An 18,027-nucleotide genomic window follows, 5' to 3' on the forward strand; every position below is an offset into this window, starting at 1 on the left:
CGAAGCCCGGATCCTAGCCCTGATCTGCTGGCCGATGAACCCCTCGCCTGGCCTGCCTCTGCCGTAGCCTTGCAGCTCCCGTAGGTGGCTACACCACGGACGGTCGACTGGAGGGCGTTATGGCGGTCAACCCGAGCAGTGCCGATATGCAGAGCCTTCTTGACAGCTTGCCGGACGAACCCTTCGTGATGCTGAACCTGCTGCGGTTCCGGCCGGACGGCGGCCGAGAATCCTACGCCGAGTACTCCCGGCGGGCCGGAAAGGCGCTGGCCCGCCACGGCGGCGAGCTCGTCTACTTCGGCGAGGGCTCAACCGTGCTCGTTGCCGAGCCGGGGCAGGCCTGGGACGCGGTGCTGCTGATCCGCTACCCGTCGCGCGCGGCCTTTCTCCACATGGTCGCCGACCCCGAGTATCAGGAGACGGTCAGCCTCCGCGCCGAGGCTCTGACGGAGGCCGTCCTGCAGGTCACCGTGCCCGTGACCGGGTCCGGTCACGGGCGTTGACCGCGCTGCCGGGGTCGCTGCCGGAACCGGCGCACTGGCCGGCAGCGCTCCGGCGGGTCAGGCCGACCAGCGAAGCGCACCGTCGTCGTGCCCGGCGGCGGCAGGTCCCTCGGGATGGTGCCGGCCGACCCGCTCGCGCCGGCGCGTCATCATGACGTCGGCGAGCGCGTCCGCGCGTTCCATGTCGTCGAGGGTCGCTCTGGTGCGGCCGTCGACGGTGAGGATGGCGGCGAGAAGCTCGGCGGACAGCCTCGTCCGCGCCGCCACCCGGGCCACGCTCGGCGGCAGGGGTGCCGGGGTGGTGCGGCCCCGTTGCGCGGGAACCGAGCCGCTCGGCACGTCCTGCTCGTCGCGGGGGCTGGGGCTGTGCAGGCTGTGCGGCCGGCGTGACGGGCCAGGCGAATGGTGCGGGCGGGCGCGAAGTCCGAGGAGATCGAACATACATTCGATCCTGGCCGCGGCAGATCTTTCTGTCAAGCGCAGCGGGCGAGCCGCCACGCGGCGGTGCCGGTTGCCGCGCCGGGTGGCGGACAGGTCAGAGGGCGGGCGGGTCAGATGCCGGGGAGGGTGTCGGCCAGGTTGAGCGCGACGTACACCCGGGCGGCGATCTCCGTCGCGGCGTGGCGTTCGCCGAGCGTCGCGCCGACCACCCCGACAGCGGGGACGTTCGCCACGGCACGGTGCCACAGCCGCCCCTCGGCGCGACCGTCGATCAGACGCCGCACCCCCCACATCTCCCGCGCGAGCCGGACGACCCCGGTCGGGACCCGGCGCATCAGGCGGACCCACTGCGCCCGCTCCTCATCGGTCCCGTCGATGCCTACCTCGGTGCCGCCCTGCGGAACGACGAGGCCGGCGGCAGCGTCAGCCTCCGCGCCGGCCGGCGGTCGCCAGCCGGCGGGGAGCTCCTCGTCGAGCACGGCGTGCGCGAGCAGCCGGACCTGGCTGTGGACGTCCGTGACCTCGCACAGCCTGGCCAGCGACAGCACCAGCAGGCCCTGCACCGTGGCGGCGAGGACATCCCGGATCGGTGCGCCGAAGCGCCCGGCGAAGCCGGGGAGAGCCGAGAGCGGAGCCAGCTCGGTGCGCCAGTGACGCACGATCCGGTCGGCGTGTTCCCGCCGGTCCGGAACCGGCCCGGTGAGGCTGACGACGGCCGCGGCCGTCGGCTGGGCGAGCTGGACGAAGGCCGCCAGCCGGTCGGCATCACCCGTGCGCATCCGCTGTCTCCGTTCCGCAGCCGCCCGGCGCGCTTCGACGCCGATGTCCAGGATCGCCGATGGGCAGGCCGGGTGGGCAAGGTGGGCGGAGTGGGGCATGGTGCCGGATGTTCAGGCTGGTGGCAGGGCGGCTGCCTTACGCAGCAGGACTGCCCGTTCACGGAGGTTGCGGCACTGCCGGGCGGCCAGCTCCAGCTCGGCCCGGGCCTGCTCCGTCCGGCCGAGCCGGGCGAGCAGCTCTCCGCGCACGCTCGGGAGCAGGTGCGAGCCGGCCAGGCGGTCGGTGGCGACCAGCTCGTCCACGATGGCCAGTGCCGCCTGCGGGCCGCTCGCCATCGCGACGGCGACGGCGCGGTTGAGCTCGACGACGGGGGACGGCGCCACCCGGCCGAGCGCCTCGTAGAGCAGCACGATCCGCTCCCAGTCGGTCTCCGCGGTGGACGGCGCCCTGGCATGGCAGCCGGCGATCGCGGCCTGCAGGCCGTAGGGCCCGAGGCCACGCCCCGCGGCCGTGGCCCGGTCGAGCGCCGCCAGGCCGCGGCGGATCGCCGACCTGTCCCACCGGCGCCGGTCCTGGTCGGCCAGCAGCACCGCCTCGCCGTCGGGCCCGGTCCGCGCGGGGAAGCGCGCCGCGGTGAGCTCGCACAGGGCGAGCAGCCCGTGCACCTCCGGTTCGTCCGGGAGCAGCGCGGCCAGCATCCGGGCCAGCCGCACCGCCTCGTGGGCGAGATCGGGGCGCAGCAGGCTGTCGCCGGACGTCGCTGTGGAGCCTTCCGTGAAGATCACATAGAGGACGCTCAGGACGCCGCCGAGCCGCGCCCGCCGCTCCTCGGCCGGGGGCAGCTCGAACGGCACCTTCGCCGCGGCGATGGTCTTCTTCGCCCGCGTGATCCGAGCCTGGACGGTAGGCACCGGTACCAGGAAGGCACGCGCGATCTCCTCGCTCGACAGGCCGCCGACCGCGCGCAGGGTCAGCGCCACCCTGGCCTCTGGCGCGAGCACCTGGTGGCAGGCCATGAACATCAGCGCGAGGACATCGTCCTCGACCCGGTCCGGATCCCACGGCAGGTCGTCCTCGGGCCGGTTCCGCGGCACCAGCGCGCCGGAGCTCGCCTCGCCCTCGGCCAGCGGGCCGGCGAGCAGCGCATACCGCTCGTCCAGCGCCGACCGGCGGCGGAAGCTGTCGATCGCGCGGCGCCGGGCGGCTGTGAGCAGCCACCCGGCCGGGCTCGCCGGGATCCCGGCCTGGGGCCAGCTGGCGAGCGCCTCCGCGATCGCCTCCTGGGCGACGTCCTCAGCAAGGGCGAAATCACCCGTGTAGCGGGCGAGCGTGCTGACGATCCGCGCGGACTCGATCCGCCAGACGGCCTCGACGGCCCGCCGCACCGGCTCGGCGGAGCCGCCGGCGGCACCGGCTCCGGAATCGGCGCCGGGCGGGCCGTCGGCTGCCGCTGGCACTGGCATCAGAGCTGACCGGTGCGCTCGCGCCAGGCCCGCTCCCGCGCGATCCACTCGTTGTCCTGCGGGAACTCGTCCACGCTCGGCACCCGGCGGATCTCGCACTTCCCACCGCCGAGCGACGGCATCCGCCTGGCCCACTCGACGGCCTCCTCCTTCGAGGCCACCTCGATGAGGTAGAAGCCCCCGAACAGCTCCTTCGTCTCGCCGTACGGGCCGTCGGTGACCACCGGTGTCTCGCCGCTGAAGTCGACGACCACGCCCTGTGTCGGGTCGTCGAGGCCCTCGGCCGCCACCAGCACGCCTGCCTGGATCAGCTCCTCGTTGAAGCGCCCGACGGTCGCCAACATCTCGTCGAACGAGATGTCCGCCATCTTCGCGAGGTCCTCGTCCGTGCTCCTCATGATCAGCATGTACTTCGCCATCGCCGGCGTCCTTCCTGTCTGCGGGCTGCCTGTCGACCCTCTCACCTGGAGGTCGAACGGCATCGCCGCGGATCGACACGGATCGACACGGCGACCTCGGAAATTCTCGGGGCCGTTGGCAGGACGCCGGACACCGGACGCGACGCCGCCTCCTCCGCCCACCTGGTGGACGTCCACCAGGGAGCGGAGGAGGCGGGGGCGGTTGTCCGTCAGTCGCGGTAGACGTTGGTGACCCGGCGGCGACGCCAGGACCGGCCGACCGGCTGGTCCTCGTAGACCTCGGTGGACCGCTGGTAGTCGGGGGCCTCCGGATAGACCTCGGTGGTGCTCGTCTCCGTCGGCGCCTTGTCGTAGACGACGCCGCCGCGGCGGCGGGGGCCGAAGAACGCGAGGTCGAGGATGAGCCCGGCGGCGCCGGCCAACATCAGGACCACGCCGACAACTGCGATGTCGAGCCCGGAAACGCTGAAGTCGACGGCGAAGGTGAGGATCGCGCCGAGAGCCATCAACAGGATGGCGGCACCGATGCCCATTGGCCTGCGCTCCTTTCCAGGACCTCCCCCCAGGGAGGCTTCGTTGCGGTCGGGCCTCGCGGGGAGGCGGATGCATCCGAGTTACCCGTCATCTCCGCCGGTACTCCGATTTCGCCCCTGATTCCCGTTCGCCCGATCGGTACGGACGATTCCGGTCACCGCACCGGCTGCGGCGCCAGCGCGGGTGCGGGCGGGTGCGGACCGGTGCGGACGGGCATACCGTGCTTGTGGGGAAGGCGTCCGGCCGTGTGGCCGGGCGCCCAGCCCGCGCGTCGCCCGGCCGGCCGATGTGAGCGTGTTCGTGCGCCTGACCACGACCATCGTTCTCGATCGCGAAAGGTCCGCGTGGTGTCCGCTGTGTCCTCGCTTGTGACCCCGCCGCGGCTGTCAAAGCCGCCGCCCCACTCCGCCGACGAGGTCCCCGGGCCGCCCGGCGGCCCGTTCGCAGCCGTGCTCCGCATGCGCAAGGATCCGTTGGCCCGATTCACCGAGCTGCACCAGCGGTACGGGCCGTTGGTGCGGCTGGTCCGGCGTCCGGTGTCGTTGTTCCTCGTCAGCGACCCGGACGCGATCGCCGACATCCTCGTGGGGGGAAGCCGGGCCTACGGCAAGGGCGCCGTCATGCACGGCCCCGGTTCGTGGACGCATCTCGTCCAGCCGCTGCGCATGCTGCTCGGCGACGGTCTGCTGACCAGCACGGGGGAGTCGCACCTGCGCCAGCGTCGGTTGATGCAGCCGCTGTTCCACAAGCAGCGGATCGCCGGCTACGGCGAGCAGTTCGTCGCGCTCGCCGCCGCGGCGACCGCGGGCTGGCAGGACGGGCAGCTGATGGACGTGCACACCGAAATGACCGAGCTGACCCTGGCGATCGTCGCCCGGACCCTGTTCGACGTCGACATCAGTGACCATGTCGTGGACGTCGTGCGTGCCGCCCTGGACGAGACGATGGCCGGGTCGGCGCCGCAGGAGGCGAGCGGGCTTGGCCTCGGGCACGTCGACCGCTTCCCGCTGCCCGCGGCCCGGCGCCGCCGCGCCACCACCGCCGCGCTCGACGAGACCGTGTACGAGCTGATCGCCGAGCGCCGCGCCGCCGGGGCGTCCGGAAACGACCTGCTGTCGCTGCTGCTCGCCGTCCAGGACGCCGACACCGGCGAGCGGATGGACGACACCCACATCCGGGACGAGGCGGTCACCCTGCTGCTCGCCGGCCATGAGACCACGGCAAACGCCCTGACGTGGACGTTCCATCTTCTCGGGGCGGCACCGGATGTCGCCTCCCGGCTGCGGGCGGAACTCGACACCGTCCTCGGAGAACGGACGCCGACCGTGGCCGACCTGCCGCGGCTGGTCTACACGAACGCGGTGCTGCGCGAATCGATGCGGCTGTACCCGCCCGTCTGGGCGATGGTCCGCCATCTGCTGGAGGACCGGGTGGTCGCCGGCTACCTCCTCCCGGCGGAGTCGACCCTGGTCCTGGGGCAGTGGGTGATGCACCGGGACGAACGCTGGTGGCCGGAGCCGGAGCGGTTCGACCCCGGCCGCTGGCTCGACCCGGCGACCGCTGCCGGGCGGCCACGGTTCGCCTACTTCCCGTTCGGCGGCGGGACGCGCCAGTGCATCGGCACCAGTTTCGCGATCACCGAGGGCGTCCTGACGCTGGCGACGATCGTCCGGGAGTGGTCGCTGACCCCCGCGCCCGAGGTGCGGGTGCGCCCGGAACCGTCGTTCACCCTCCGCCCTCGGGGCGGCCTGCCGATGATCGCCCACCGCCGTCGGCGCGACCGGCCTGGCAGCTCGCCCGGGCGGGAGGGAATCGGGATCACAGGCGGGCGGTGAGCTGCGTGGTCACCTGCGGGATGATCTTCTCGCCGTAGGCGGCGAGCGTGGCGTCCTTGTGGTCATGCTGCAGGTAGAGCGCGAACTGGTCGACACCGAGAGCCGCCAGCTCACCGAGGCGCCGCACGTGCGTCGCGGGCGGGCCGATCAGGCAGAACCGGTCGATGACCTCGTCCGACACGAAGTCGGTGTGGGCGTTGCCGGCCTTGCCGTGGGCGTTGTAGTCGTAGCCTTCGCGGCCGGCGATGGAACCCGCGAGCGTGGCCGGCACCGTGCCGGGGCCCGCGCCGTGGCGGGCGACGATGTCGGCCACGTGGTTGCCGACCATGCCTCCGAACCAGCGGCACTGGTCGCGTCCGTGGGCGAGGCCGGCCGCGGAGTCGTCGGTGACGTAGGCCGGGGCGGCCACACAGATCGTGACGGCGCCCGGGTCGCGCCCGGCGTCGGAGGCGGCCTGGCGCACGGCGGCCACCGACCAGGCGATGATGTCCGGGTCGGCCAGCTGGAGGATGAAACCGTCGCCGAGCCGGCCGGCGAGGGCGAGTGCCCGCGGGCCGTAGGCCGCCACCCAGATCGGCAGCCGGGACTCCCCGCCCCAGGGGAACCGCAGCTTGCCACCCCGGTACTCGGCGACACCGCCGTTGCCCAGCGGACGGATGACCTCGATCGCCTCGGCGAGCTGCGCCAGGGTCACCGGACGCCCGTTGATGACCCGCACCGCGGAGTCGCCGCGGCCGATCCCGCACACGGTGCGATTGCCGAACATGCTGTTCAGGGTGGCGAACAGCGAGGCGGTGACCGTCCAGTCGCGGGTCGCCGGGTTGGTCACCATCGGCCCGACCGTGACTCGGTGGGTCGCGGCGAGAATCTGGCTGTGGATCACGAACGGCTCCTGCCACAGCAGGTGCGAGTCGAACGTCCACACATGGCTGAAGCCGTACTGCTCCGCCTGGCGGGCCAGATCGACCACCCGCCAGGCCGGCGGGTCGGTCTGCAGGACGACGCCGAAGTCCATGATGACGCTGCCTCCGCGGGGTCGGTCAGATCAGGTTCTGGGAAAGGCCGCGCCGGACGAACCGGCCGTGGGACGGGCGCCCCACGTAGCCGGTCTCGTCCTTGATCACCGTGCCGCGGGAGAGGACGACGTCCACGTGCCCGTCGATCTCCCAGCCCTGCCAGGCCGAGTGGTCCATGTTCATGTGGTGGCTGCGCCCCGGGCCGAGGCCGAGGGAGGTGTGCCCGTCCGGGTCGTAGACGACGATGTCGGCGTCGGCGCCCGGCGCGATCACGCCCTTGCGGCCGTACAGGCCGAACATGCGCGCCGGGGCGGCGGAGCACACCTCCACCCACCGGCCCAGGGTCAGCCGGTCCTCCCGCACGCCCTGGAACATCAGGTCCAGGCGGTGCTCGACGCCGCCGATCCCGTTGGGGATCCGGGAGAAGTCACCACGGCCGAGCTCCTTCTGGTCCGTCATGCAGAACGGGCAGTGGTCGGTCGAGACGGCGGTGATGTCGCCGGTGCGCAGGTGACGCCACAGTGCCTCCTGGTGTCCTTCGGACCGGGCGCGCAGCGGAGTCGAGCAGACCCACTTGGCGCCCTCGAAGTCCCCCCACTGCGCGCTGCGGGCGCCGAGCTGCTCCTCCAGCGAGAGGTACAGGTAGTGCGGGCAGGTCTCGGCGAACACGTTCTGCCCGGCGTCGCGGGCCTCGGCGACGCGGGCGAGTGCCTGCCGGGCCGACACGTGCACCACGTAGAGCGGGGCGCCGGTCAGGTCCGCCAGCATGATCGCCCGGTGGGTGGCCTCCTGCTCGGTCTGCCAGGGGCGGGTCGTGCCGTGGTGGTAGGGCCCCGTGCGGCCCTCGGCCAGCGCCTGCCGGACCAGGACGTCGATCACCGGCCCGTTCTCGGCGTGCATCATGATCAGCCCGCCGTTGCCGGCGGCGGCCCGCATCGCCCGCACGATCTGCCCGTCGTCGGAGAGGAACACGCCGGGGTAGGCCATGAACAGCTTGAAACTGGTGACGCCCTCGTCGATCAGCTCGCTCATCGCCTTCAGCGACTCGTCGTCGACCTCGCCGATGATCTGGTGGAACGCGTAGTCGACGGCGCAGTTGCCGGCCGCCTTCGCGTGCCAGAGCGCGAGCTGGTCCTGCACCCGCTGCCCGCGGGTCTGGACGGCGAAGTCGACGATGGTCGTCGTGCCGCCCCAGGCGGCGGCCCTGGTCCCGGTCTCGAACGTGTCGGATGCCCGCGTGCCGCCGAACGGCATCTCCATGTGCGTGTGGACGTCGACCCCGCCCGGGATCACGTACCGCCCGGTCGCATCGATCACCCGGTCGGTGCGCACCGCACCGGTGCGCACCGCCTCGGCGAGGGCCGATCCGGGCTGGAGCAGCGCCGCGATCGTCTCGCCCTCGACCAGGACGTCCTGGCGGGTGGGGCCGGCGGGGTCGACCACCGTCCCGCCGCTGATGAGCAGAGTGGTCATCCGAGCGCCGTCCGCTGGTAGGTCTCGGGGCGGCGGTCGCGGTAGAACTGCCAGTCGTCCCGGGCCCGGGTGATCTCGTCGAGGTCCAGGTCGCGAATGACGAGCTCCTCCTTGTCGTCCGAGGCGACCTCTCCGACGACGTTCCCGCGCGGGTCGACGAAGTAGGACGAGCCGTAGAACCGCGGGGCGTCGCCCCCGAACTCGCCGGTCTCCTGGCCGATACGGTTGTTGGCCGCCACGAAGTACTGGTTGGCGGCCGCGGCGGCGGGCTGCTCGATCTCCCACAGCCGGTTCGACAGACCCGGCTTCGCCGCCGACGGGTTGAACACCAGCTGGGCGCCGCCCAGCCCCAGCTCGCGCCAGCCCTCGGGGAAGTGCCGGTCGTAGCAGATGTAGACGCCGACCCGGCCCACCGCGGTGTCGAAGACCGGGTAGCCGAGATTTCCGGGACGGAAGTAGAACTTCTCCCAGAACGACGGCAGCTGCGGGATGTGATGCTTGCGGTACCGGCCGAGCAGGCTGCCGTCGGCGTCCACCACCGCGGCGGCGTTGTAGTACTCGCCCTGGGCCGCGACCTCGTGGATCGGCAGGATCATGACCAGGCCGAGCTGCTCGGCCAGCCGTTGGAACCGCTCGACGGTCGGCCCGGGGATCGGTTCCGCACCCCGGTAGTAGCGCTGGTCCTGCACCGCACCGACGTAGGGGCTGGTGAACAGCTCCTGGAACCCGATCACCCGCACACCGTCGGCGGCGGCCTCGCGGGCCAGCTCCTCGTGCCGGGCGACCATCGACTCCCGCTCGCCCGTCCAGGCCACCTGTGTGATCGCGGCACGTACCGTTGCCATCCCCGGCCCGCTCCTCACGACTGACGACGTCGGATGTCGCCGCCATCGTCACTGCAGCGCCGCGGCTCTGCCAGCTCGCCGGGCCGGCAACCCCGTTCCGGATGGATTTCCGCAGGTCGAAGGACCGTGCTAGGTGTATCTGCTCCTTTCGTGCTTAATGTCCGACTCATGGCGCTCTTCCCGGATGAGAACGCTGTTTCACGGTCGGCTAGCATCCAACCGGAAAGGCCCCCTGTGTCCGGGTTGGCGAAAAGGAGCGCGGGTTGGGAGACCTCGGGACGGAACCGAACGGCTCGGTCGCGGCCAGCCGGACGCTCCCCGCCGATGGCGGCGGCGTGCTCCCCTTCGACCTCACCGGTGCCCGGCAGCGGCCGACAGCGGCGAAGCGCCTGCGTTACGGGCTCGCCATGCTGTTGTCCGTCCTGGTTCTGTTCGGCTCGGTGGGAGGTTGGGCCATCTACGCCTACCTCGACTCCAGAATCGAGCGGGTCGCGATCGGCGACCTGGGCAAGCGCCCACCCGCCCGCGCGGACGAGAAGACGTTCCTGCTGGTCGGCACGGACAGCAGGGAGGGCGCCGGCGATGCCTACGGCGACGTCGGCGGGCAGCGGTCCGACACGACGATCCTCGCCCACGTCGGGGCGGACGACCGGGTCACCATGGTTTCCTTCCCCCGCGACATGTTCGTGCTCATCCCCGAGTACACCGACGGCGACGGCGACGTGCACCCGCCGCAGGAGAACAAGTTCAACCAGGCGATCGCGCTCGGCGGCGCCACGCTGCTGATAAAACTCGTCGAACGGCTGACCGGGCTGCGTGTCGACCACTACGTCGCCGTCGACCTGGTTGGTTTCAGAGCCGTCTCGGAGGCTGTCGGCGGTGTGGAGGTCTGCATTCGTCCGTTGGAAGGCTCCCAGAGCCGGAGGGACGAGATGACCGGGCGGACGGTTGTCAGCACGAACACCAACGATCCCTACAGTGGTTTCCGGGGCGGGCCGGGCACGATCGAAATCAAGGGCGAGCAGGCGCTCGCCTTCGTCCGTCAGCGTTACGGGCTCCCGAACTGGGACATCGACCGCATCAAACGCCAGCAGTACTTTCTGAGCAGGATCCTGGCGAAGGTCACCGAAGGCGGAGTGCTCAGCGACCCCGGCCGGGTCGCGAGTCTGCTCGGCGCCGTCGGCCCGTCGCTCGACCTCGGTGCCGGCACCGAACTGCTCGACCTGCGCCGGTTGGCCACCCGGCTGCAGGGCATCACCACCGGCTCGCTGGGCATGCAGACGGTGCCTGTCCACACAGCCACCAGGGCCGAGGGTGCCGTCGACGACTATGGGCTGATCAGCAATGCGGTCGGCGCCGTGCAGAGCTACGACCAGGCGGACCTGGATGTGCTCTTCGCCTCCCTGACAGGTGGTCCCGATGCCGGTGGTGACGCTGTCGCCGGTGCTGGCGCGGCCCGGATCTCGGTGGTCAACGGCACCAGGACCGCAGGCCTCGCCGGGCGGGTGACTCGCGCACTCACCTCCCGGGGCGTCAGCGTCAGTGTCGACACCGACACCGACACCGCCACCGGCGCCCTTCGTACTGACTACCGCGCCAGCTGGATCCGGTATGGCGACGGCGCCGAAGCCACAGCTCGGATGCTGCTGGCTCACATCCCCGGGGCGAAACTTCTGGTGGACAACGACGTTGACGGCGTCCAGCTGATCGTCGGCTCGACCTTCCGCGCTCTCGCTGATCCGGCCCCCGAATCCGGAGACGCCGCCGCCGGCGGGGCTGGCACGGGCGGGGCACCTGTGGCCGGGGCAGCCGGCGTCGCAACCGGAGAGGACGGTTCGGGCCGTACCGTCGTCGCTGCTCCGTCCGCCGCGCGCGCGGTTGCTCCGACGGCCGCCGTAGGCGAACCATCTCCCGCTGCTCCCATCCCCCAGGCCCCCGATACCTGCGTGTACTGACCGAGCCGACCGCGACGTAGCCAGAATCGACACCGAATGGCGCGGCCAGGGCCGGTAGGGCCCTGACCGGGCGCTAGCCCTGCCGCCACCAGAACGGTTCACCGCGACATCACCGACCTCCTGATATGGGTACCTCGGCTGTCCGGCGCTGCGCTGCGCGTCGGGCTTGTCCCGCCTCGGGCGTGTGCACTGTCGTAGCTGTCTCCGCCTGTGGCGGGATACCGGCCTGCCTGCCGACCTCGGTGGAGTTCGCCGGCCCGGTCGACGCGCCGTTCCCCGATCACGCTGCGCAGTCGAGGGGCGCAGACCGCCTGCCCTCGCTACCGGTTCGTCTCCGGGTGCTGCGGGACGCGGTCATCCTGCGCTCGACTGGCGTCGGGGTCAAAGGCCGACAGGGGTGGCTGTTGCTCCCTGTGGTCTCGCCAGCTCGCCCCTCTCTCGCGGGCGTCCAACGTCCTAGGATCGAACCCGGAATCGAACGCACGTTCGAATCCGAGTTGCCTGTTGCCCATGTCCAGGGATTGAGGTGGCCACATGCCCCCCACCGACCCGTCCAGCACCACCCACAACCCGGCGGACGGAGCCGCGGGTTCCGAGTCGACCTGCGGACCTTCCGGCCGTGATCCGGCGGGTGCGGCCGGCGGAGCTCCCAGCGGCGATCTGGGTGGGACGAAGAACTTTGCCGTGGATGCCGAAGAGGCGTTCGTGCTGCGTCTGCGGGGTGCGCTCGAGACCATTGCTGCCGCAGCGCGCATGGTCGCTGCTGGGCAGGCGCGGTTGCTGCGTGCGTTGGCGGCGGTGGCGGAGGTGGCGGCGCCGGGGGTGTTGGATCCGGCGGGGTTGTTTGCTTTCTACGCTCCGGAGGAGATCGCGGGGGTGTTGGCGGTGACGGGGCCGCAGGCCCGTTCCCAGCTGGAACTGGCTCAGGCCGTCGTGCGGCGGTTGCCGCGGGCGGTGGCCGCGTTGGAAGCCGGGGTGCTCGATCTGCCGCGGCTGGTGTCGTTGGAGAACGCCACCCGTCCCCTGCGCGACGACCTCGCGGCGCAGGTGGAGGCACGGATGCTCGAGGATGGGCCGGGGCGTAACCGCCGGTCGTTCGCCGCGGGATGCACGCAGGCGGTGATCCGCGTCGATCCTGACGGTGCCGATGCACGCGCGGAGAAGCGACGCGCGGACCGTACTGTGCGGATCATCCCGCGCCGGGATGCGACGAGTCGGCTGAGCGCGCTCCTGGCCGCTGAGGACGCGGCGGCGTGCTACCAGCGGGTGGAACGGCTCGCGGAGGGCATCGCTCATGACCGGGCGCAGGGTGATGAGCGCACGCGGGAGCAGATCCGCGCCGATGTCTTCGTGGATCTGCTGATGGGCCGGGCGGAGCATGCCGCGCCGATCGGCTGCGAGATCCAGGTCGTTGTACCCCTGCCCACCTTGCTGGGAGTGGGCCGAGAGCCGGGTCACCTGGATGGCTACGGGCCGCTACCTGCCGCGGTCGCCCGGGAGATCGCAATGCGCCCGGAGTCGACCTGGCGGCGTCTGCTGACCGACGAACGGGGGACGCTGGTCGAGGTCGCCGAACGCCGGCTTCCCAGCCCGGCACAGGTTCGCCATGTCCGGGCGCGGAACCGGCAGTGCACCCACCCTGCCTGCACTCGCCCGGCCACCCGCACCGACACCGATCACACCACCCCCTACGCCCAGGGCGGGCCGACCCTCACGATCAACCTGGGCCCCTGTTGCCGGAGGCATCACCGAATGCGCCACCAACCCGGCCGGTTGTGGAAGGTCCGCCAGCCGAGCCCGGGCACTTTCGAGTGGATCGGACCGTCCGGCACCACCACCACGACTTACCCGCACGACTACCTCACCGGCCGGGAACAACGCCCGCCGGGCAGGTAGAGCCCGGTGCGGGAGTCAGGCCTCACCGAAGCCGAAGCCGAAGCCGCAACCGGCGCTGGCACTGGCGCTGGCGCCGCGGGCGCGGCGGCCGGGCCAGGCGGTTCCGAGGAACCGCTCGAGCCGGCCGCTCCGGATGGACCGTTCTGTGTCGACTGGTCGGTGGATTACTGGCCGACGGCTGCGTATGAGTCGTGGTCGGCGACGGCGGTGCCGAGGCGTTCGATCAGCACCGCGGTGATCGCCGGGTTCACCATCGAGGTGATGCTCCACAGGTAGAAGCCCTGAAGGACACTGCGGCGCACCCCGAGCCAGGCCTCGTCCCACGACGGCGGCTCGATCCCGCCGGCGGCCAGCGCGTCCAGGTAGTGCCGCAGCAGGTCGGTCTCGTGGGTGCGGCGGTCGGCGACGGTGAGAGCGGAGGCGATGTGGTAGCCGACGTCGATGTACCACGGGGCCCGCTGCACAAGCTGCCAGTCGAGCAGCGACGGCCGGCCCTCGCCGTCCAGGAAGATGTTGCCGACGTGCGGGTCGCCGTGCACGATCGTCCACGGCGAGGTGGTGGTGACCAGGTCGGCCAGCGCGCTGTAGGCGGCGATGAGCCGCCCGACGTCGCGGACCTCCTCGGGGGCGCCGGCGCCGGTGGCGGTGGTGAAGTTGGCTTCGATCTTCTCCCGCCACGTGGGGCCGGTGCGGGGCCCCATCCGCGAGGTCAGCCAGCTGGCGTCCGCCAGACTCGGGTCGGCCCAGGTCGTGGCGTGGAGTTGGGCGAGCTGTTCGAGGCTGGCGGCGGTCTGGTCGGGGGAGTAGGGGTGCTGGCCGTCGAGGAAGGTGCCGCCGGCGGCGATCACGTCCTCGGTGATGAGGACGTTCGCGCCGTTCGCGGTGTCCACCTCGGCGTAGGGGCTGCGCAGGGTGCGCACCCCGGTCCGCTCGGCCAGGTCGCGGTAGAACAGGGTCTCCGGGATGCCGGCGTGGCGGGCCGGCAGGGTCCGCTCGGAGAAGTAGCCCTTGACGCACAGGTTCGGGGAGAGGCCGGCGGGCGCACCGCCGGCGCAGGTGATGTGGAACCGGACGTTGGTCGAGATCCGGCTGACGACCGGGCCGGGGGTGACCTCGGTGACCTCGATACCCGGGAAGCGGGCGCCGAGCGCCGCGCTCAGCCATCCGGGGGACAGCACCTCGTCGAGCTGCTCGGGCACGCGGGCAGGGGTGGCGGTGGGCAGGTCGGACACGTCGCTTCCTCCTGGGGTGTCGGTGGGCGGGCTGGCCGGATGCCCGGCGTCAGCCGCCGTCGGCCGCCAGGCGGCCGGTGCCCGCGAGCGACTCGAAGTGCGCCATGACCTGCTGCAGTGCCGCTGCCGGGTTGATCTCGAGGACCTCGCTGGGCTCCTCGTAGATCAGTGAGTGGCCGGCGGGGAAGAAGTAGACGTCTCCGGCGGTGGCCACCTCGTCCGGCCAGTTCGTGCCGGGGTAGATGGCCCGAACCCGGCCGGTGAAGACGTAGCCGTAGTGCGGGCAGGGGCAGACCCCGCCGGGCAGGCCCTGGTAGCCGGGTGTGCAGTCCAGCGGGCCGGTCGCCGTGTAGCCGACCTCCATGTCACCCCACTGCGCCGACCTGAATCCGCTGCCGCTGGCTGGCCAGCGGCCGTCGCCACCCCTGGGTAACTCGCTCGGCTTGCTTACTGGCATCCGATCCTCCCGGTTGGTTCTGTTCGTTCTCAAGCTGTCACGGTGTCAGGCTGTGCGGCGTCGCGGGCGGCCACGAGGGCGCCGCGGTTGACCTTCGTCGCGGCGCTGCGCGGGATGGCGTCGACGAACTCGACGGTCTTCGGGACCTTGTAGGGGGCGAGGCGGCTCTTGGCGTAGCTGATGACCTCACCGCTCGACGGCGGGTGGGCGTGGTCGGCGGGCTCGATGACGGCGTGGACCCGCCGGCCCCACTGGGCGTCGCGCAGGCCGATGACGACGACGTCCGCGATCTCGGGGTGCTCGATGAGGGCGGCCTCGACCTCGGCCGGGAAGACGTTCGCACCACCGGTGACGATCATGTCCACCCGCCGGTCGAGGACGTACAGCCAGCCTTCGGCGTCGAGGTAGCCGACGTCCCCGGCGGTGCTGAAACCCTCGGTGGTCTGCTGCAGCCGTGGCGCGTCCCCGAGGTAGCGGTAGCCGCCCGTCATCCGCGATCGCAGGTAGATCAGGCCGGCCTCGCCGGTGGGGACCTCGCGGCCGTCGTCGTCGAGCACGCATACCTCGGTGTCGCGGAACGGGCGCCCGACGCTGCCCTCGTGGGCCATCCATTCGTCCCCGCGCAGGGCGGTGAGCCCGAGGCCCTCGGTCATCCCGTAGGCCATGACGATGCGCTCGGGGCCGATCAGTTTCGCCCAGCGGTGCACCAGCGACGGCGGCATCGGCGCGGCGCCCTGCAGGATCCAGTCGAGGCTGGAAAGGTCCCGCTGCTCGATGCCCGGCAGGTCGGCGATGCGCTGCAGCATTGTCGGCGTCGCGGTGAACGTGGTGACACCGTGCTGCTCGACGACGTCGACGACCCGGGCGGCGTCGAACTTCTCCAGGACGACCAGCCGGTCGCCGGCCAGCAGGCTGTACAGCGTGGTGAGCCCGTTCGCGTGGTACATCGGCGCGAGAACGAGGATCGTCTGCGGCCGCGGCACCGGGTTCCACGCGGAGATGAACGGGACGGTGGTCCGCTCGTCGTAGAGCGACGGGCGGTCGGAGAGGATCACCTTCGGGGTCCCGGTCGAGCCGCTGCTGCAGATGCCGTTGATCTGCGGTGACACCGCGTCCGGCAGGAAGGGCACGGGAAGGCCGGCGGTGGCGTCGATCCAGGGGAGATCGGTGTCGCCGAGGAAGACCCGCGGGCTGATGACCTCGCGCAGGCGGTTCAGCTCCCATTCCGGGATGTCCCAGCGGACCGGCACCGGGACGGCGCCGATCTTCCACGCCGCCAGCACGCTGAGGACGAACTGCGGCGAGTTGCGCAGGCCGATCCCGAGGCGGTCGCCGACGGCGAGCCCGCGTTCCGCGAGCGCTCCGGCGAGCTGGCTCGACCGCCGGTCGAGCTCGACCCAGGTGGCCGCGGTTGTCGTCCCGTCGAGTGCGACGTGCCGCAGGGCCACCTCGTCCGGGCGGGTCGCGGCGAGTTCACGGATGCGGCGGGCATTGCTGATCTGGACGTCCACAGGCGTTCCTCTCGGCCGTGTCAGGCGGCGCCGGGCGCACCGCCGCACTCTCCGCGTTAGGAAAAGAGCGTTCACTTACTTCGGAGGACGGAGATGTGCGGGACGGGGATGGGCCGCGTCGTCCGCGGCTGCTCGCGACGGTTCGGATCCGGGTGGCCTGACCTGGCGGGCGCGTGGCCTGACCTGACGGACGCGGCGCCGGCCGGTTCCGGCCGGACTGGATGTTTCCACGCAAAGTGAGGAAAGTCAACGTCTTCACAAACACGAGAGTGACGTTCTACATTTGCGCCCTACGTGCTTGTTTGCCGAGGTCGAGGGGAGGTGTCAGCGTGGATCAGGCCGCGTTCGAGGGTGTTCGCGTGGTCGAGCTGGCCCAGTGGGTGTTCGTGCCGGTGGCCGGCGCGCTGCTGGCCGACTGGGGCGCCGACGTCGTCCGGGTGGAGCGTCCGGAGGGTGATCCCTACCGGGGGCTGGCCACGCAGGGCATCGGTACGGACGGTGGCGGGGTGAACCTCTCCGTGGCCCTGGCCAACCGGGGTAAGCGCTCACTCGCCATTGATCTGCGCTCCGAGGAGGGCCGGCAGGTACTCGGCCAGCTGCTGGAGACCGCCGACGTCTTCCTCACGAACTTCCGGCCCGGCGCGTTACGCCGCCTCGGGCTGGACTCCGACACACTCACCGCGCGGTTCCCGCGCCTCGTCTACGCCCGCGGCCACGGCTACGGCGTGCGCGGCCCCGGCGCCGACCGGCCCGGCTACGACTCCTCGGCCTTCTGGGCGCAGGGCGGCCTCGCGCACGTGCTGACCCCGCCCGAGCGGGACGCGCCGATCGGCCAGCGCGGCGCGATGGGTGACCGCAACGGGGCGATGGCGCTCGCGTTCGGGATCGCCTCGGCGCTGCTGCGACGCGAGCGCACCGGCCGCGGGACCGTCGTCGACGTCTCCCTGCTCGCGACCGCGATGTGGACGCTGTCCTCCGACATCCTCTCGGCCCTCACCGGGCAGACCCCGCGCGCGGCCTCCGGTGTCGACGCCTACCGCAACCCGCTGGTGGGCTCGTACCGCACGAAGGACGGCCGGCACATCCAGCTGGTGTTCCTCGAACCGGACCGCTACTGGGCCGACTTCTGCCGCCTGGTCGGCCGCGAGGACCTCGTCGCCGACCCGCGCTTCACCGACCTGGCGGCGCGTGCCGCGAACCGGGCGGCCTGCGTCGGCGAGATCGCGGCGATCTTCGCCGACCGGACCTTCGCCGAGTGGAAGGACCTGCTCGCCGGCATCGACGCCCCGTGGGCGCCGGTGCAGGCCGTCGAGGAGCTGCTCACCGACCCCCAGGTGCTCGCCAACGACTACCTCGGCGAGGTCGCCGCCGAGGAGGGCGGCCCGTCCTACCGGCTGCCCACCGGCCCGGTGCAGTTCGACGAGCAGCCGCCCGCGCTGCGCCGCGCCCCCGAGCACGGCGAGCACACCGAGTCGGTGCTCCTCGAGCTCGGCTACACCTGGGAGCAGATCGGCACGTTCGCCGAGACCGGGGTCATCCCGTGAGACACCCTCTGTCAACCACGGTTTCAGGCGGCGCGTCCGAGGGCTCGGTTGCGGTTGGCGACGTGCGTGGCCTCGTCGTAGAGCACGCCTTTGGTGAGGCAGTGCCAGAGGATCTCGAGCCAG

At 71.8% G+C, this 18,027-nt stretch carries 16 protein-coding genes; 5 read left to right on the plus strand and 11 right to left on the minus strand.

What is annotated here, in order from left to right:
* Window positions 1–119: 119 nt before the first annotated feature.
* The gene (locus AB1460_RS07920) at window positions 120–503 is read left to right on the plus strand and encodes a DUF1330 domain-containing protein (RefSeq protein WP_368959955.1); all 384 of its coding nucleotides are present in this window, start codon (window positions 120–122) and stop codon (window positions 501–503) included.
* A 57-nt stretch (window positions 504–560) separates the two neighbouring features.
* On the opposite strand, the gene AB1460_RS07925 is transcribed toward AB1460_RS07920, so the two are convergent.
* From AB1460_RS07925 to AB1460_RS07945, 5 genes are all read right to left on the minus strand, one after another.
* On the minus strand, window positions 561–944 hold the full coding sequence (locus AB1460_RS07925; RefSeq protein WP_368959957.1) for a hypothetical protein: 384 nt from the start codon (window positions 942–944) through the stop codon (window positions 561–563).
* Window positions 945–1,054: 110 nt separating this feature from the next.
* On the minus strand, window positions 1,055–1,723 hold the full coding sequence (locus AB1460_RS07930; RefSeq protein WP_368959959.1) for a hypothetical protein: 669 nt from the start codon (window positions 1,721–1,723) through the stop codon (window positions 1,055–1,057).
* 111 nt (window positions 1,724–1,834) lie between these two features.
* A complete protein-coding gene (locus AB1460_RS07935; RefSeq protein WP_368959960.1) occupies window positions 1,835–3,187 on the minus strand; it encodes an RNA polymerase sigma factor in 1,353 nt (450 codons plus the stop codon).
* The gene (locus AB1460_RS07940) at window positions 3,187–3,606 is read right to left on the minus strand and encodes a YciI family protein (RefSeq protein ID WP_368959961.1); all 420 of its coding nucleotides are present in this window, start codon (window positions 3,604–3,606) and stop codon (window positions 3,187–3,189) included. The genes AB1460_RS07935 and AB1460_RS07940 overlap by 1 nt, the downstream gene beginning before the upstream one ends.
* A 209-nt stretch (window positions 3,607–3,815) precedes the next feature.
* The gene (locus AB1460_RS07945) at window positions 3,816–4,139 is read right to left on the minus strand and encodes a DUF6458 family protein (RefSeq protein WP_368959963.1); all 324 of its coding nucleotides are present in this window, start codon (window positions 4,137–4,139) and stop codon (window positions 3,816–3,818) included.
* A 357-nt stretch (window positions 4,140–4,496) separates the two neighbouring features.
* Here AB1460_RS07945 and AB1460_RS07950 point away from each other — a divergent pair, with 357 nt between their 5' ends.
* A complete protein-coding gene (locus AB1460_RS07950) occupies window positions 4,497–5,975 on the plus strand; it encodes a cytochrome P450 (protein ID WP_368959964.1) in 1,479 nt (492 codons plus the stop codon).
* Here AB1460_RS07950 and AB1460_RS07955 read toward each other — a convergent pair.
* From AB1460_RS07955 to AB1460_RS07965, 3 genes are read right to left on the minus strand one after another with little or no spacing between them, the layout of a single operon-like run.
* Entirely contained in the window at window positions 5,959–6,990 is a 1,032-nt protein-coding gene (locus tag AB1460_RS07955) for a TIGR03842 family LLM class F420-dependent oxidoreductase (RefSeq protein WP_368959965.1), read from the minus strand. The genes AB1460_RS07950 and AB1460_RS07955 overlap by 17 nt on opposite strands.
* A 25-nt stretch (window positions 6,991–7,015) precedes the next feature.
* Window positions 7,016–8,464 carry a dihydropyrimidinase gene (gene hydA / locus AB1460_RS07960; RefSeq protein ID WP_368959966.1) on the minus strand — a complete coding sequence of 483 codons (1,449 nt, stop codon included), beginning with the start codon at window positions 8,462–8,464 and terminating at the stop codon, window positions 7,016–7,018.
* Window positions 8,461–9,309 (minus strand): nitrilase-related carbon-nitrogen hydrolase, encoded by an 849-nt coding sequence (locus tag AB1460_RS07965; RefSeq protein ID WP_368959968.1) that lies wholly within the window; start codon window positions 9,307–9,309, stop codon window positions 8,461–8,463. Before AB1460_RS07965 ends, hydA begins: the two co-directional genes overlap by 4 nt.
* A 263-nt stretch (window positions 9,310–9,572) precedes the next feature.
* On the opposite strand from AB1460_RS07965, the gene AB1460_RS07970 reads away from it, so the two are divergent.
* Both AB1460_RS07970 and AB1460_RS07975 read left to right on the plus strand, forming a co-directional pair.
* Entirely contained in the window at window positions 9,573–11,264 is a 1,692-nt protein-coding gene (locus AB1460_RS07970) for an LCP family protein (RefSeq protein ID WP_368959970.1), read from the plus strand.
* Between the two features lie 534 nt (window positions 11,265–11,798).
* Entirely contained in the window at window positions 11,799–13,160 is a 1,362-nt protein-coding gene (locus AB1460_RS07975) for an HNH endonuclease signature motif containing protein (RefSeq protein ID WP_368959971.1), read from the plus strand.
* 164 nt (window positions 13,161–13,324) lie between these two features.
* Here the strand turns inward: AB1460_RS07975 and AB1460_RS07980 are convergent, their stop codons facing one another.
* From AB1460_RS07980 to AB1460_RS07990, 3 genes are read right to left on the minus strand one after another with little or no spacing between them, the layout of a single operon-like run.
* Window positions 13,325–14,392, minus strand: a complete 1,068-nt coding sequence (locus AB1460_RS07980; RefSeq protein ID WP_368959972.1) for a phosphotransferase — start codon at window positions 14,390–14,392, stop codon at window positions 13,325–13,327.
* Window positions 14,393–14,441: 49 nt separating this feature from the next.
* Window positions 14,442–14,849 carry a hypothetical protein gene (locus AB1460_RS07985; protein WP_368959974.1) on the minus strand — a complete coding sequence of 136 codons (408 nt, stop codon included), beginning with the start codon at window positions 14,847–14,849 and terminating at the stop codon, window positions 14,442–14,444.
* A gap of 29 nt (window positions 14,850–14,878) precedes the next feature.
* A complete protein-coding gene (locus tag AB1460_RS07990) occupies window positions 14,879–16,360 on the minus strand; it encodes a class I adenylate-forming enzyme family protein (protein ID WP_368959975.1) in 1,482 nt (493 codons plus the stop codon).
* A 329-nt stretch (window positions 16,361–16,689) separates the two neighbouring features.
* On the opposite strand from AB1460_RS07990, the gene AB1460_RS07995 reads away from it, so the two are divergent.
* Entirely contained in the window at window positions 16,690–17,904 is a 1,215-nt protein-coding gene (locus tag AB1460_RS07995; protein ID WP_368959976.1) for a CaiB/BaiF CoA transferase family protein, read from the plus strand.
* Window positions 17,905–18,027 lie beyond the last annotated feature (123 nt).

Origin of the sequence: Parafrankia sp. FMc2 (assembly GCF_041008525.1) — a bacterium.
Taxonomy (GTDB): domain Bacteria; phylum Actinomycetota; class Actinomycetes; order Frankiales; family Frankiaceae; genus Parafrankia.